Consider the following 14,308-nt stretch of genomic DNA (forward strand, 5'->3'; position numbering starts at 1 on the left):
CGCTCATCATGGCCAGGCCCTCCGTGAAGCGTCCACTGACCGAACACCTGTTCGCTCGCTGCGATGAGCGTAGATTGTTCCCCGCTCGCAGCGCAACGACCGTTGCCGCGCCGGACGAAAGGGATTGACCATGCCGCGACTGGGCGCCGAGGCAGCGCTCCGCCGGGAGGCGGAGGCCCATGGGCCCGAGCACTCCGAAGCCCTGGCGCGGGGAATCGCCGTTCTCTCGGCCTTCGGCGCGGCGCGGCGGGCGATGACGCTCGCCGAGGCGGCCCGCGCCACCGGCCTGCCCCGCGCGACGGCCCGCCGGGCGCTGGCCACCCTCCTGAACCTCGGCCTGCTGGAGAGTGAGGGGCGACAGTTCCGGCTTACCCCGCGGGTGCTGCGGCTGGCCACGGGCTATCTCGCCTCCAACGGCGTCTCCTTCCTCCTGCAACCTCGTTGCGAGCGGATTGCGGCCGAACGGGGCACCACCTGCTCCGTCGCCATGCTGGAAGGGGCTGAGATCGTCTTCGTCGCCCACGCCCAGGCGGCGCGGCTCTCGCCCTTCAGCGCCATGGTGGGCACGCGCCTGCCTGCCCACTGCACCGCGCTGGGCCGGGTGCTGCTCGCCGCCCTGCCCGACCCGGTGCTGGACGGGGTGCTCGCCACCCTGCGGCCCGAGCCGGTGACGCCGCGGACGGAGATGGACCCGGCGCGGATCCGGGCCGCTGTCCTGGACGCCCGTGCCGCCGGCCACGCCCTGGTGGAGGACGAGGCGGAGTTGGGCTTCCGCTCTCTCGCCGTGCCGCTGCGCCGCTACGATGGCCGCGTGGTGGCGGCCCTCAACATGGGCGCCTCCCTGGCCCTTCATCCGGCCGGAGAAATGGTAGCTCACCTGCTGCCGCTGCTGCTGGCCGAGGCCGAGGAGATCGGAGCGCAGCTCGTCTGAGCGCCCTCTCGACGCCCCCGCATTCCACCCAACGCCGCCCCCTCGTTGCGAGGTAGTGTCTTGGCGGGCGAACTCGCGGGCGGCTCGGCCGTTCTTCCCAGCCAGCATCCTGGCGGTGGAGGACCGGTGCAGCAGCACGTGCCGACAAGGAACGGGCCGCCGATGGCCAGGGCCGGGGCGAGACCCGCTGAGGCGGGCACGGACCCCGCTGCCCTGCGTGCCGCCCTGGCCGAGGCGCGGGCCGAGGCCGCGCGCTTGGCGGCAAGGCTGCGCACGGCCGAGCGGCAGGTCTCCGCCGGCCGCGCCCTCGCTTCCGCTCGCCGCGCGGCCGCGGAGGAGGACGACGCCGCCCTCGGCGCCGCGCTGGAGGAACTCTCCGCCTTCTCGGCCGAGCTGGAGGACGCCAATGCCGCCCTGGCACGCGAGGTGGCGGAGCGACGGGCGGAACTGGTCGCGATCGATGCTGCCCTGCGAGAGAGCGAGGAGCGGGTCCGCCTAGCCCACCGCTACGCCGGTGCCGGCGCCTGGGACTGGCACATCCCCCACGGCACAATGACGTGGTCCGACGAGTACCGCGAGCTGCTCGGCCTGCCCGCAGAGGCTGCCGCCTCCTACGACGCCTGGCTGGCCGGGGTTCACGCCGAGGACCGCGCGGCGGTGGAGCGCGAGCTGCGCGGCTTCCTCAGCACCACGGCCTCCGAATGCGAGATCGAGTACCGGGTGCGCCACCCCCACCGCGGCATCCTCTGGCTCTCCGGCCGCGGCCGGCTGCACCGCGACGACTGGGGCACGCCGCTGCGGCTGGTCGGGCTCTGCATCGACATCACGGCCCGCAAGCGCGCCGAGATCGCGCTGCGCGACGCGAACGAGAACCTGCGGCGAGAGGTGGAGCGCGAGGTGGCGGCGCGCGAGGCCGCGCAGGCACGGCTGACGCAGACCCTGAAGCTGGAGGCGCTCGGGCGGCTCACCGGCGGCGTCGCGCACGACTTCAACAATCTTCTGGCGGTGGTCACGGCCGGCGCCTCGCTGCTCGCACGTGCGGAGGACCCGGCGCGGCGGGCGAAGCTGACCGCGAACATCTCGGCGGCAGCGGCGCGCGGCGCGGACCTCACGCGGCGCCTGCTCACCTTCGCCCGCCGCCAGGCCCTGCGGCCCGAGCGCGTCGCCCTCGCCCCCTGGCTGCGTGAGATCGGCGCCCTGCTCTCGCGCTCGCTCCGCGCCGACATCGCGGTGGAGGTGGATGCGCCGGACACGCTCTGGCCCGTGCTGGCCGACCCTTCGGAGATGGAGCTCGCGGTCACCAACCTCGCCCTCAACGCGCAGGACGCCATGCCGCGTGCGGGGGTGCTACGGATCGCCGCCCGCAACGTGACCCTTGCCGGCACGGAGGAGCCGGAGGGGCTGCACGGCGACTTCCTGCGCCTCGAGGTTTCCGACACAGGCACGGGCATGTCGCCGGAAGCGCTCGCCCGTGCCTTCGAGCCCTTCTTTACCACGAAGTCCGGCGGCGGCGGCGGGCTTGGGTTGCCGCAGGTCTACGGCTTCGCGCGGCAGAGCGGCGGTGCGGCGCGGGTGGGCAGCCGCCTGGGCCAGGGCACCTGCGTGACCCTGCTGCTTCCCCGTGCCGAGACGGTGCCGGACGCGGCGGGCAGCGCCGGCGCCGCGCGACGGGGCGTAAGAGAGAGGACGCTCCGCGTGCTGGTGGTGGAGGACGACGAGGCCGTAGCCTCGCTCGTGCTCGACATGATGCAGCATCTCGGCCACTCGGCCCTGCGCGCGAGCAGCGCGGCGGATGCGCTTCACCAGATCGCCGCCGGCATCGAGGTGGACCTCGTCTTCACGGACGTGCTGATGCCTGGCGAGATGGACGGCCTGGATCTCGCCCGCACCGTGGCGAAGGCCAGGCCCGGCCTGCCGGTGTTGCTCACCAGCGGCTATGGCGGCGCCCCCGCGCGGGTGGCTGAGGCCGGGCTGCCGCTGCTGCGCAAGCCCTATGACCTCGGCGCACTTCGCCGCGCCCTGGCGGAAGCCGCCGCCGACTGACACCGCCCTTGGCCAAGTCCGGGGGCGGGGACCATATGGCGGCCATGGTGCCCATGACCCCTACGAGCCCACAAGGAACGCTCCCGCCCGGGAGCGCGGGCAGGCCGGCGCGCCCGAGGCGTCGCTGGCGCTGGCTGGGCCGGGCGCTGCTCCTCCTCGTCGCCATTCCCCTCCTTGCCCTGGCGGGGGCGGCCGCGCTCGTCTGGGCGACCTTGCCGGGCGAGTCGGAAGCGCTGCGCGTCGCGGGCCTCTCGGCCCCCGTAGAGATCGAGTTCGACCCGCGCGGCGTGCCCCGCCTGCGCGCCCGCACCGAGCGGGACGCGGCGGTGGCCATGGGCGTGCTCCACGCGCGCGACCGGCTTTTCCAGATGGAACTGATGCGCCGCAACGGCGCCGGGCGTCTGAGTGAGATAGCCGGCCCGGCGACGCTGCGCCTCGACCGCTACATGCGCACGCTGAACCTGCGCGCGCGGGCGGAGGCGGACCTCGCCGCCCTGCCGCCGGACGCGCGGGACCTGCTGGAGGCCTATGCCGCCGGGGTGAACGCCTGGATCGCGACCCGCGGCCGCTTCGCCGCGCCCGAGTTCATCGCCCTCGGCCAGCCCGAGCCCTGGCGCGCCTCGGAAAGCCTTCTCTGGGGCAAGATCATGGGGCTCTGGCTCTCCGGCAACTGGCGGACGGAGACGGAGCGGGCAAGGCTGGCCTCGGTGCTGCCGCCGGAGCGGCTGGCCCAGCTCTGGCCAGCTGATGAAAGCCCCGGCCGGCCGGACCTCGCGGCCCTTCCCGCCCCCACTCGCCTCGCCGCCCTGCTTGGCGCCGTGCCGCGCTGGGGGGAGGACGCGCCGCTGCCGGAATCGGCCTCCAATGCCTGGGCCATCGCTCCCTCGCGCTCGGCGACCGGCGGGGCGCTCCTCGCCTCCGACCCGCATCTCGCGCTCCAGGCGCCGGCACTCTGGTATCTCGCGCGGATCGAGCTACCCAACGGCCGCTTCCTCGCGGGGGCGACGGCGCCGGGGGTGCCGATGATGGTGATCGGGCGCAACGAGCGCCTCGCCTGGGGCTTCACCACCACCCATTCCGACACGCAGGACGTCTTTATTGAGCGCCTCGCGGGTCCCGAGACCTACGATACACCCTCCGGCCCACGCCGCTTCACCGTGCGGGAGGAGCGGATCGCCGTGCGCGGCGCCCCGGACGTGGTGATGCGCGTGCGGGAGACGCGGCACGGGCCGGTGATCTCCGACCTCGACGAAGGGCCGCCGGCGGACCGGATACTCGCGGTTTCGATGGCCAGCCTCGCCCCCTCCGATACGCAGGCGGCGGGCCTTCTCGCGCTCAACCGCGCGGGTTCGGTCGCGGAAGCGCGGGCGGCCGCGGCGATGATCGCCTCCCCCGCGCAGAACCTGATGGTGGCGGACGCCGCGGGCGGCATCGCGATGTTCCTGACCGGCCGCACGCCGGTGCGCGCCGCGGGTGACGGCGCCCTGCCCGTTCGCGGCTGGGACGGCGCGCATGACTGGACGGGCTGGGTGCCCTTCGACGCCATGCCGCATGTCGTGACGCCCGCGAGCGGCGTGGTGGTCAACGCGAATAACCGCGTGCAGCCGCCGGGCGCGGAGCCCTATCTCGGCCGCGACTGGTACGGCGACTGGCGCTTCCGCCGCATCGGGGAGCTTCTGCACGCCCAGTCGCGCCATGCCCCCGCCGATCTCGGCACGATCCAGGCCGATGCCGTGAGCCTCCACGCGCGGGAAATGCTGACGCTGCTGAAGGCCCCGCCCCGCTCCCTCGGCGCGCCCGGCGTGGCGTACGACCTGATGGGGGGGTGGGACGGCGCGATGTTGCCCGGCCTGCCCCAGCCCCTGATCTTCAACGCCTGGGCGCGGGAACTCGGCCGGCTGGCCCTGACCCAGGGCGGCGTGCCCGAGGGTGCCTTTTCGTCCGGCCCGGAATTCCTGCGCCTGCTGCTCACCCCGGTTGGCGCTAGCTGGTGCGGGGCGGTGGGCTGTGAGGCGCTCTCGGCCCGTGCGCTGGAGAACGCTGTGGCGGAGCTCGCGGCGCGCTTCGGATCCGATCCTGCCACTTGGCGATGGGGTGCCGCCCACCGGGTGCGGCTGGAGCACCCGCTGCTCCGTTTCGTGCCGCTTCTCTCCGATTGGCTGCGGATCGAGGCGCCGACGCCCGGCGACGGGGAGACCGTGAACCGCGGCGGCATGGCACGCGACTTCTCCCACATCCACGGGCCGGGCCTGCGGATCGTCATGGACCTCGCCTCGCCGGACGGCGTGCTGGCGGCGATCGCCACGGGCCAGTCGGGCAATCCCTTCTCCCGCCACTGGGGCGACATGAACGCGGGCTGGGTGACCGGCCAGCTGGAGCCTCTGCCCGCGCGCGCGCCGGTTGCCGCCCGCCTGAGGCTCGCGCCGTGACAGGACGTGACCGAAACCCTGCCGCAGACAGTGCGCTAGCCATGGACGGCGGCATCGGTTCCGCCGAAACTGGCCCCCGAATGCTTCACCGCGCTCAACGCCGACCGCAGTTCTTCTACACCACGGCCCCCCTGCCCTGCCCCTACCTGGCTGGCAGGACCGAGAGGAAAGTCGTGACCGAACTCTCCGGCCCGGAGGGGGAGGCGCTGCACGACCGCCTTTCCCGCGCGGGGTTCCGGCGCAGCCACAACATCGCCTATGCCCCGGTCTGCCCGGGCTGCCAGTCCTGCATCCCCATCCGCATCGTGGTGGACGACTTCAAGCCTTCCCGCACGCATCGCCGGGTGCTGCGGGCCAATGCGGAGGTGGTGGCGCAGGAGGTGCCTGCGCGGGCGACGGCGGAGCAGTTCGCCCTTTTCCAGCGCTACCAGCGGGCGCGGCACCGGGACGGCGACATGGCCGCCATGGGCTTCTACGACTATCGCGCGATGGTTGAGGACACGCCGATCACGACGATGCTGATCGAGTTCCGCGAGGCCCCGGACCGGCTGATCGGCGCCTGCCTGACGGACTGGCTGAAGGACGGGCTCTCGGCCGTCTATTCCTATTTCGAGCCGGACCATGCCGGGCGCTCGCTCGGCACGCTGGCCATCCTGCACCTCGTGGAGCGGGCGCGGGCGCTGGGGCTACCCTACGTCTATCTCGGCTACTGGGTGCCGCAGAGCGCCAAGATGGCCTACAAGGCCGGCTTCCGGCCGAGCGAGATCCTCACCCAGGGCGCCTGGCATCCGCTCCGCGACGGGGTGCCGCCGATGGCGGCCCTGGTGCCGGAGAGCGTGGGCTAGCCCTCCGGCCTCTCGGCCGATGCGAAGGCGACCGCGGCCTCCGCCTCCTCCCGGCTCGGCTGAGAGGCGCGGGTCCAGGTCACGCGCTCCTTCAGCACGCGCATCGGCACGCCACCGACAAGGGTGCAGGGGGCTACGTCCTTCGTCACGATGGTGCCGAGCCCGACGATGGCGCCGCGACCGATGCTGACGCCGCGCCCGACGACCGTATCCGCCCCGATCCAGACATGCGGGGCCACCCTGATGCTGGCAGGCGGGTTCAGTGCCGCCGAGAGGTCGTCCAGGGAGACGATCCCATGGCTGTCGCTGGTGCGGATCTGTACCCTGTAGGAGACCATCGCGTCGTCCCCGACGACGATGCTGCGGCGCGGCCCCTCCACGAGGAAGTCGGCGCCGTTCACGGTGACGTGCCGGCCAAGGAAGAGCGCGCCCTCGTGTTGGCGAAAGGTGGCGTTCAGGTGCAGCGTGCCGCGGCCGTTGCATAGGAGGAGATGGCCGTCCCCCTCGAAGCCGATGTTGCCGGCAAGGAGGCATTCGGCGCCGAGCGCCACCACGCCATCCGCACGGCCGCCGAAGCGAAGGCGAAGGTTGTGCCCGCCCCGGGGGGCCGACAGCAGCACGAGATTGCCCTGCCCTCCACCACCCTCGACATGGATGCCGAGCGCGGCCAGCGCTGCCACGTCCTCCGCGCCCGTGCCATAGACCACGGCGGCATGGAGGTCGGGAAAGTCGTGGTCGGGCCGCGGGCGGGCGAAGAAGCCATTCCAGGCCGGATGCCCGGTGATGGCCTCGATCAGCACCCTGCGGTCCTGCATCGCGGCAGGCTTACCCGTCGAAGCGGTTGGACTTCGGGAAGCCATTCGGCGGCATCTTGCCGGCCCCGCCCCGGTTGCCGCGCCAGGGCGCGAGCGCGGTTTCCGTGCGCGTCCGGTCGCCGAGCCGCCAGGTGAGGCCATCCGCCTTGGCGAAGACCTTCACGTCCGACAGCTTGCCGTCCCGATAGCCCTGCAGTGCTACGCCGCGGCCCCGCGTCATCTCGGGCACCTGCTCCAACGGGAAAACGAGGAGCTTCCGGTTCTCGCCGATCACCGCGACCGTGTCGCCCTCGACCGGCGCGCAGGCGACGAGCGTATCGGGCGCGTCCACCACCAGGATCTGCTTGCCCGTGCGCTTCTCAGACAGCAGGTCCTCCGCCTTGCAGACGAAGCCGCGGCCGGTGGCGGAGGCGAGGAGAAAGCGCTGCCCCTCCTTGAAGACGAAAGCCGAGAGGATGTTGTCCTCGTTGCCCAACTCCACCATCAGCCGCACCGGCTGCCCGTCGCCCCGCCCGCGCGGCACGGCATCGGCCTTGATCGTGTAGGCGCGGCCGTTTGAGGCGAGCAGGCCGATCCGGTCCGTCGTTTCGGCGTGGAGGTGCATGGCGAGGCTGTCGCCCTCCTTGAACTTCAGCGCCGCCGTGTCCTCGATGTGACCCTTCACCGCGCGCAGCCATCCCTTCTCGGAGAGGATGACGGTGATGGGCTCCCGCTCGACGAACTGCGCCTCGTCGAAGGCGATGGCCACGGCCTCGGTCTGCGTCGTCCGGCGGTCTCCCAGCGCGCCGGAGCCGAACTTCTGGCGAGCCTCCTCGATCTCCTCGGCGATGCGGCCCCACTGCGCCTTCTCGCTGCCGAGCAGGCGCTGCAGGCCCTTGAGTTCCTTCGTGAGCTTCGTGTGCTCGCGGCGGATCTCCATCTCCTCGAGCTTGCGCAGCGCCCGCAGGCGCATGTTCAGCACGGCCTCGGCTTGCGTGTCCGTCAGGCCGAAGGTGCGGATCAGCGCCTCCTTCGGGTGGTCCTCCTCTCGGACGATGCGGATGACCTCATCAAGGTTGAGATAGACGATGAGGTAGCCGTCGAGGATCTCCAGCCGCCGCTCGATGGCCGCCAGCCGGTGGGAGGAGCGCCGCACCAGCACGACCTGCCGGTGGTCCAGCCAGGAGCGCAGCACCTCGCGCAGGCCCATGACGCGCGGCGTGCGCGTCGCGTCCAGCACGTTCATGTTCAGCGGGATGCGGGATTCGAGCTGCGTCGCGCGGAAGAGGCTCTCCATCAGCATCGCCGGCTCGATGCTGCGCGTCTTCGGCTCCAGCACCATCCGCACCTTGTCCGTGCTCTCGTCGCGCACGTCGGCCAGGAGCGGCAGCTTCTTCGCCTCCAGCAGCTCCGCGATTCCCTCGATCAGGCGGGACTTGCCCACCTGGTAGGGGATCTCCGTGACCACGACCTGCCAGGTGCCGTTCTTGAGCTTTTCCACCTCCCAGCGGGCGCGCAGCCGGAAGCCGCCGCGGCCGGTCCCGTAGGCCTGGAGGATGCTGTCGGCGGGCTCCACCATGATGCCGCCCGTGGGGAAGTCCGGGCCGGGCATATGGGCCAGCAGCTCGGCCGTGGTCGCCTCGGGGTTGCGGATCAGCTCCAGCGCCGCGGCGCAGGCCTCGCCCGCGTTGTGCGGCGGGATGGAGGTCGCCATGCCCACCGCGATGCCGTTGGAGCCGTTGGCGAGCAGGTTCGGGAAGGCCGCCGGCAGCACCACCGGCTCCTGCTCCTCCCCGTCATAGGTGGGGCGGAAATCGACAGCGTCCTCGTCGATGCCGTCGAGCAGCGCCTTGGCGACCTCGGTGAGCTTCGCCTCGGTGTATCGCATGGCGGCGGCGTTATCGCCGTCGATGTTGCCGAAGTTCCCCTGCCCCTCCACCAGCGGGTAGCGGGCGGCGAATTCCTGGGCCAGCCGCACCAGCGCCTCGTAGACGGAGGCGTCGCCGTGCGGGTGGTACTTACCGATGACGTCGCCCACGACGCGCGCGCATTTCTTGAAGCCGCCGGCGGGGTCCAGCTTCAGCTGCTGCATGGCCCAGAGCAGCCGGCGGTGCACCGGCTTCAGCCCGTCCCGCACGTCCGGCAGCGAGCGGGACATGATCGTGGACATGGCATAGGCGAGGTAGCGCTCGGACAGGGCGCCCGCGAGCGGGGTCTCGTTGATCCGGCCGCCTTCGGGAATGGTCTTTACGTCGTCGGGCATGGTCGTCGGGGGCCCTGTTCTCTCTTCGTTCCAGCGTTCACTATTTAGCAGCCTGGGGCGCCCGGCGCCAGGGTGAGCGCGCCCGGCCACGGATGTGTTGGTTGCCGCGCGCGGCTGGGGCCGTATAGCAGAGGCGGAACAAAGCGGAGGACCCCATGGCTCAGCGTCGATCGATCCGGCCGCCTGTGGCCTCGCGGGCCGGGGGCGCGATCCTCCTGCTCGCCCTCGGGGCGCTGGTGCCGCCAGGGGCCTTCGCGCAGCCGGCGGAAGCTCTCCGGCCCGTGCAGGGCGGACCGCTCAAGAACCCCGCGCCCCCCGCGCCCGCACAGCCCGCCCGGCCCGCGGCACCGAACACGCCTGCCTACGCGCTGAGCGCGGCCGATGCCGCCCGCACGCCGCCGCTCGCGCCGGACCGGCCCGTGCGGGTCAGCCTCCCCCGCGGGCAGAGCGCCTTCTTCCGCATCGCGCCCGAAGCGGGCGAGGCCTGGGCCGTGGCCACCCGCCGCCTGTCGCGCAACGCCGACACGATCGTGGCCGCCCTCGACGACGCCGGGGAGGTGGTGGCGGAGGACGACGACGGCGGGGAGGAGAGCCTCGCCTCCCGCCTCGAGATCCAGCCCGGCGACGGCGCGCGGCTGCTTCGCGTGGGCACGCTCGAGAACACGGGCGGGCGCTTCGAGGTGGTGCTCACCCGCGTTCCCGTCCAGCCGCCCTCCGACCTCGCGGCAAGCCAGGCGGAGGCAGCCAGCCGTCCGCCGCTGGCGGTGGACCAGCCCGTCCGCGTCCGCCTCCGGCGCAACCAGCAGGCCTTCTTCGCCCTTCCCGCCGATCGCTCGAACCTCACCGCCCGCACGCGCGGCCTCTCCTCCGGAACGGACACCGCCCTCGCGCTGCTCGACGCCGACGGCACGGTGCTGGCCGAGGACGATGACGGCGGGGACGGGCTTGCCTCCCTCTTGCCGATCGGTCGCGCGGCCAACGAGCCGCTCACGCTGCGCGCCTCGCTCGTCGGCGGTACAGGCAGCTTCGAGCTCGTGCTGGAGCGCGAGGATCCCCTCGCCGCCGACTTCCCGACCAGCCTGGAGGCCGCCCGCGCCCGGCCGCCGCTTACCTCCGGCGAGGTCGTCCACGTGGAGCTGGACCGCGGGGGCGAGGCCTTCTTCGCGCTGCCGGAGGGGCAGCCGCTCACCATCGTCACGCGCAACCTCGGCGACGAGGTGGACACGGTGCTGGCCCTGCTCGATGCCCAGGGCGGGAAGCTGTCCGAGGACGACGATGGCGGCGGCGGCCTCGCCTCCCGCGTGACCACCGGCGGCCGCGCGGCCTTCGTACGGGCCAGCCTCCTGAACAACGCGCGCGGGGGCTTCGACATCGCGGTGGCCGGCACCTCGGAGGGCACACCGGGCGCGGGCGACGTGGAGGGGGCCTCGCGGCGCCCCGCCCTCGTCCTCGGGGAGGCCGTCCGGCTGACGGTGGAGGCCGATGGGCAGGCCGTGGTCGCCCTGCCTTTCGACGGGCGCCCCGCCCTGGCGATGACCTTCGGCCTCGCGGAGGGACTGGATACGGTGCTGGAGCTGCTCGACGCCGGCGGCGCCGTGCTGGCGGAGAACGACGACGCGGAGGGGCTCGCCTCCCGGCTGGAGATCCCGGCCGAGCCGCGCCCCGCCTATCTCCGGGTGCGGTTGCTCGAGAACAAGGGTGGCGAGGTCAACCTCGTGCTCGTACGGCCCGCGCCCTGATCAGCCGGGCGCCTGGCCGGCAGGTTCCGCCCGCGTGGCGATCCGGTCGGCCAGGGCTTCCCGTGCTGCCGGCATGGGGCGGTGGCGCGTGCCGAAGGCGTCGCGCGCGAGGAAGTGGCCGGTGACGCGGAGGGCGGCAGCCCAGTCGGCGGGGCCGCTCGGCAGGCTGGCGTCCCGCAGGAAGGGCGGCAGGGGCAGCATCCGGTCGGCATAGGGGGCGGCAATATCCGCCCGCGCGGCCCGACCGGATTTTGGAGAGACATGGGTGAGCCCCTCCGTGTCCCCCGTCATGGCGCAGCGCGCGAGATCGAGGCCGTAGCCCAATTCCGAGAGGAGCAGGACCTCCCAGTGAAGGTAGTCCGGCACCACCTCCTCGGCCCCGCGCTGGAGGTGGGCGAGGATCGGCACGAGGGCGCGGAAGACAGCGGGATGCGGCTCCCGCTCCGGCAGGGCCTCGGCCGCAACGGTGCAGGCGGAGGAGAGCAGCGCGAGGGCCAGCGGGTCCTCCATGGCCAGCGCCGCCGTTGGATGGACCAGCTCTCCGCTCAGCGCCCCGAGTTGGTCGGCCAAGCGGGCAACCCAGTGGGCATCGACGAGGTTCCCCGGTAGCCAGAGCGCGGCTTGCGCGCGCGAGGCACCGCCTTTCGCCAAGCCGCCGTGGCGGCCGTGCTCCTCCGTGAGAAGCGTCACCACGGCGCCGCCCTCGCCGAGCGGGCGGGCCTCCAGCACGATGCCCGGGGCGGTCCATTCCATGCCAGTAAGATGGGGCGCCTCGGCGGGCGGCGCCACCGGCCTGCTAGTCGAGGTCCTCCAGGCCGAGGGCCCGCAGCCTCCCCCGCTCCTCATCCCAGCCCGGCCGGTCCTTCACGTTCAGGAACAGGTGCACCGGCCGTTCGAGCAGCTTCGTCAGTTCGGCTCGCGCCCTCTGGCCGATCTCCCGGATTCGGGAGCCGCGATCACCGATGAGGATCGCCTTCTGCGAGGCGCGGCCGACATAGATCGTGCAGTCGATGCGGACGGAGCCATCCTTGCGCTCCTGCCAGGATTCAGTCTCCACCGTGGCGTGGTGGGGAACCTCCTCGTGGGTCTGGCGCAGGATCTGCTCGCGCACGATCTCGGCCGCCAGCATCCGGTCGGTCACGTCCGACAGCTCGTCCTCGGGGAAGAGCCAAGGACCGAGGGGCATGGCCTCGCAGAGCCGGGCGCGCAGCCGGTCCACGCCGTCGCCCGTCTCGGCGGAAACCATAAAGGTGTCGGCGAAGGTGAGCAGGCCCGTCAGTTCGGCGGTCAGAGGCAGCAGGCGCTTGGTGTCAAACAGGTCGGTCTTGTTCAGCACGAGCCAGAGCGGCGGTGTGCCCTGGGCGAGCTTCCTGATGATGGCGCGCAGGGGATCGGTAATGCCAGCACGGGCATCCACCACCAGCATCGCCACGTCCGCGTCCTGGGCCCCGCCCCAGGCAGCCGCGACCATGGCGCGGTCCAGCCGGCGGCGCGGGGCGAAGATGCCGGGCGTGTCGGTCAGCACCACCTGCGCCGGGCCCTCGCTGAAGATGGCGCGGATGCGGAAGCGTGTGGTCTGCGGCTTGTTAGAGACGATCGAGACCTTCGCCCCCGCCAGCCGGTTCACCAGCGTGGACTTGCCGGCATTTGGCGCGCCCAGTACGGCGGCCAGGCCAGCGCGGGTCGGGCCCTGGGAGGTGGTCTCCGGCGGGGCGCCGCTTTCCTCAGCCACGGCCGAGTTCCTTCAGCAGCGCCTCGGCCGCCAGTTGCTCGGCGCCGCGCTTGCTCTCGCCCGAAGCCTCGGCCGTCTTGCCGCAGGCGCGCACCGAAACGGTGAAGACAGGGGCGTGGGAAGGGCCCTCGGCACTCTTGGTCACGTATTCGGGCAGGCCCATGCCGCGCCCGAGCGACCATTCCTGCAGCCGGCTCTTGGCAGACATTGGGGGCGTGGCATCGGCCTCCATATGGCCGATCCATTCCCGCCGGACAAAGGCGCGCGCCTTCTCCAGTCCGCCGTCGAGATAAAGGGCGCCGATCAGCGCCTCGGTCGCGTCGGCGAGGACGTTGGCGCGCTGGCGCAGCCCGGTGCGCCCTTCGGCGGGGGGAATGCGGAGCGCGGCGGAGAGGCCGATCACGTCGCCCACCTTGGCCAGCGTCTCGGCCGCGACGAGCACAGCCAGGCGCTTGCCAAGCTCCCCTTCCCGCTCCTGCGGGAAGCGCTCGGACAACCACTCGGCCATCAGCAACGCGAGGACGCGATCACCCAGGAATTCCAGCCGCTCATTCGAGTCGAGCTGGTTCCGCTTGGGGTCAGCGGCGGAGCGGTGGGTAAGCGCCTGTTCGAGCAGGGCCGGGTCGTTGAAGTCGTGACCCAGCCGCAGGGCCAGGGCTGCGACGGGAGCTTTCACGGCAAGGGGTTCATCAGCGGACGCCTGAGAAGATGCGGCTCCAGCGAACGGAGAAGGGCCAAGCCCAGACTTCCCACCAATTCGCCGTTCCGTCCCAGGAGAAGAAGATGAACTCCGCGCGGCCGACGAGGTTTTCGACCGGAACGAAGCCGACATAGTTCGTGGCGCGGCTGTCGAGGGAATTGTCGCGGTTGTCGCCCATGGCGAAGACGTGGTCTGCCGGAACGACGAATTCCTGCGTGTTGTCGTAGGGGCCGTCATCGGAGGCCTCCAGAATTTCGTGGGTGCGGCCGGGCCCATTGGCGCTCGGCGGCAGGGTCTCGCGGAAGAGGTTGACCGTGATGCGGGGACCGTCGCCCTCCACCGTGTAAGGGCCGACCCGCACGCGGTTCACGGGAGTGCCGTTCACCCGCAGCACGCCACCTCGCACTTGGATGCGGTCGCCGGGCAGGCCGACGATGCGCTTGATGTAGTCGGTCACCCCGTCCCGCGGGAGCTTGAACACGGCCACGTCGCCCCGCGCCGGCAGGCTGCCGAAGACGCGGCCGCGGAAGAGGTTCGGGCTAAAGGGCAGCGAGGCCCGGGAATAGCCGTAGGAATACTTCGAGACGAAGAGGTAGTCGCCGACCAGCAGCGTCGGGATCATGCTGCCGGATGGGATGTTGAACGGCTCGAAGGCGACGGTGCGGATGCCAACGGCGATGAGGCCCGCGTAGAGGATCGTCTTCAGGCTCTCCAGCCAGCCGCCGGAGGACTTCTTGGTCATGGTGGTAATGCTCGCGGCCCCAGCCGGCCGGCCGAACGCCCCCAAAAACCCATGAATGGGGGTCGGGTCGGGCCGCCGCAGGGCGGGTGG

Annotated in this window: 11 protein-coding genes; 5 read left to right on the top strand and 6 right to left on the bottom strand. The window is 72.2% G+C overall.

Annotated features, from left to right (window positions below; translation table 11 throughout):
- The first annotated feature begins 130 nt into the window (after positions 1 to 130).
- The 4 genes from D9599_RS13370 to D9599_RS13385 all read left to right on the top strand — a co-directional run bounded on the left by D9599_RS13370 (position 131) and on the right by D9599_RS13385 (position 6,248).
- Positions 131 to 931 carry an IclR family transcriptional regulator C-terminal domain-containing protein gene (locus D9599_RS13370; protein ID WP_198381725.1) on the top strand — a complete coding sequence of 267 codons (801 nt, stop codon included), beginning with the start codon at positions 131 to 133 and terminating at the stop codon, positions 929 to 931.
- 162 nt (positions 932 to 1,093) lie between these two features.
- Positions 1,094 to 2,974: a PAS domain-containing hybrid sensor histidine kinase/response regulator gene (locus D9599_RS13375; RefSeq protein WP_198381726.1), complete on the top strand. Its 1,881-nt coding sequence runs from the start codon at positions 1,094 to 1,096 to the stop codon at positions 2,972 to 2,974.
- Between the two features lie 53 nt (positions 2,975 to 3,027).
- Positions 3,028 to 5,403, top strand: a complete 2,376-nt coding sequence (locus tag D9599_RS13380; RefSeq protein WP_198381727.1) for a penicillin acylase family protein — start codon at positions 3,028 to 3,030, stop codon at positions 5,401 to 5,403.
- Positions 5,404 to 5,483: 80 nt separating this feature from the next.
- On the top strand, positions 5,484 to 6,248 hold the full coding sequence (locus tag D9599_RS13385; protein WP_198381728.1) for an arginyltransferase: 765 nt from the start codon (positions 5,484 to 5,486) through the stop codon (positions 6,246 to 6,248).
- Here D9599_RS13385 and D9599_RS13390 read toward each other — a convergent pair.
- Positions 6,245 to 7,063: an acyltransferase gene (locus D9599_RS13390; protein WP_198381729.1), complete on the bottom strand. Its 819-nt coding sequence runs from the start codon at positions 7,061 to 7,063 to the stop codon at positions 6,245 to 6,247. The two genes, D9599_RS13385 and D9599_RS13390, sit on opposite strands and share 4 nt — an antisense overlap.
- 10 nt (positions 7,064 to 7,073) lie before the next feature.
- Complete coding sequence (gene parC, locus D9599_RS13395; protein WP_198381730.1) at positions 7,074 to 9,305, bottom strand: DNA topoisomerase IV subunit A; 2,232 nt, start codon at positions 9,303 to 9,305, stop codon at positions 7,074 to 7,076.
- A 155-nt stretch (positions 9,306 to 9,460) separates the two neighbouring features.
- Between parC and D9599_RS13400 the strand changes: the two genes are divergently transcribed.
- Positions 9,461 to 11,044 (top strand): hypothetical protein, encoded by a 1,584-nt coding sequence (locus D9599_RS13400; RefSeq protein WP_198381731.1) that lies wholly within the window; start codon positions 9,461 to 9,463, stop codon positions 11,042 to 11,044.
- On the opposite strand, the gene recO is transcribed toward D9599_RS13400, so the two are convergent.
- From recO to lepB, 4 genes are read right to left on the bottom strand one after another with little or no spacing between them, the layout of a single operon-like run.
- Positions 11,045 to 11,797, bottom strand: coding sequence for a DNA repair protein RecO (recO, locus tag D9599_RS13405; protein ID WP_198381732.1), 753 nt, complete (start codon positions 11,795 to 11,797; stop codon positions 11,045 to 11,047). It abuts the gene before it with no gap.
- Between the two features lie 43 nt (positions 11,798 to 11,840).
- Positions 11,841 to 12,776, bottom strand: a complete 936-nt coding sequence (gene era, locus D9599_RS13410; RefSeq protein WP_198381733.1) for a GTPase Era — start codon at positions 12,774 to 12,776, stop codon at positions 11,841 to 11,843.
- Positions 12,769 to 13,452, bottom strand: coding sequence for a ribonuclease III (rnc, locus tag D9599_RS13415; RefSeq protein ID WP_198381734.1), 684 nt, complete (start codon positions 13,450 to 13,452; stop codon positions 12,769 to 12,771). The genes era and rnc overlap by 8 nt, the downstream gene beginning before the upstream one ends.
- 13 nt (positions 13,453 to 13,465) lie before the next feature.
- Positions 13,466 to 14,218 carry a signal peptidase I gene (lepB, locus tag D9599_RS13420; protein ID WP_198381735.1) on the bottom strand — a complete coding sequence of 251 codons (753 nt, stop codon included), beginning with the start codon at positions 14,216 to 14,218 and terminating at the stop codon, positions 13,466 to 13,468.
- Between the last annotated feature and the right edge of the window lie 90 nt (positions 14,219 to 14,308).

The sequence above is a fragment of the Roseomonas sp. KE2513 genome (assembly GCF_016107305.1).
Lineage (GTDB): Bacteria > Pseudomonadota > Alphaproteobacteria > Acetobacterales > Acetobacteraceae > Roseomonas.

Coding starts and splice junctions, on each gene's coding strand:
- D9599_RS13380 (WP_198381727.1), top strand. CDS start 3,028: ATGACCCCTACGAGCCCACAAGGAACGCTCCCGCCCGGGAGCGCGGGC.
- lepB (WP_198381735.1), bottom strand. CDS start 14,218: ATGACCAAGAAGTCCTCCGGCGGCTGGCTGGAGAGCCTGAAGACGATC.
- parC (WP_198381730.1), bottom strand. CDS start 9,305: ATGCCCGACGACGTAAAGACCATTCCCGAAGGCGGCCGGATCAACGAG.
- D9599_RS13375 (WP_198381726.1), top strand. CDS start 1,094: ATGGCCAGGGCCGGGGCGAGACCCGCTGAGGCGGGCACGGACCCCGCT.
- D9599_RS13390 (WP_198381729.1), bottom strand. CDS start 7,063: ATGCAGGACCGCAGGGTGCTGATCGAGGCCATCACCGGGCATCCGGCC.
- recO (WP_198381732.1), bottom strand. CDS start 11,797: ATGGAATGGACCGCCCCGGGCATCGTGCTGGAGGCCCGCCCGCTCGGC.
- D9599_RS13400 (WP_198381731.1), top strand. CDS start 9,461: ATGGCTCAGCGTCGATCGATCCGGCCGCCTGTGGCCTCGCGGGCCGGG.
- D9599_RS13370 (WP_198381725.1), top strand. CDS start 131: ATGCCGCGACTGGGCGCCGAGGCAGCGCTCCGCCGGGAGGCGGAGGCC.
- D9599_RS13385 (WP_198381728.1), top strand. CDS start 5,484: ATGCTTCACCGCGCTCAACGCCGACCGCAGTTCTTCTACACCACGGCC.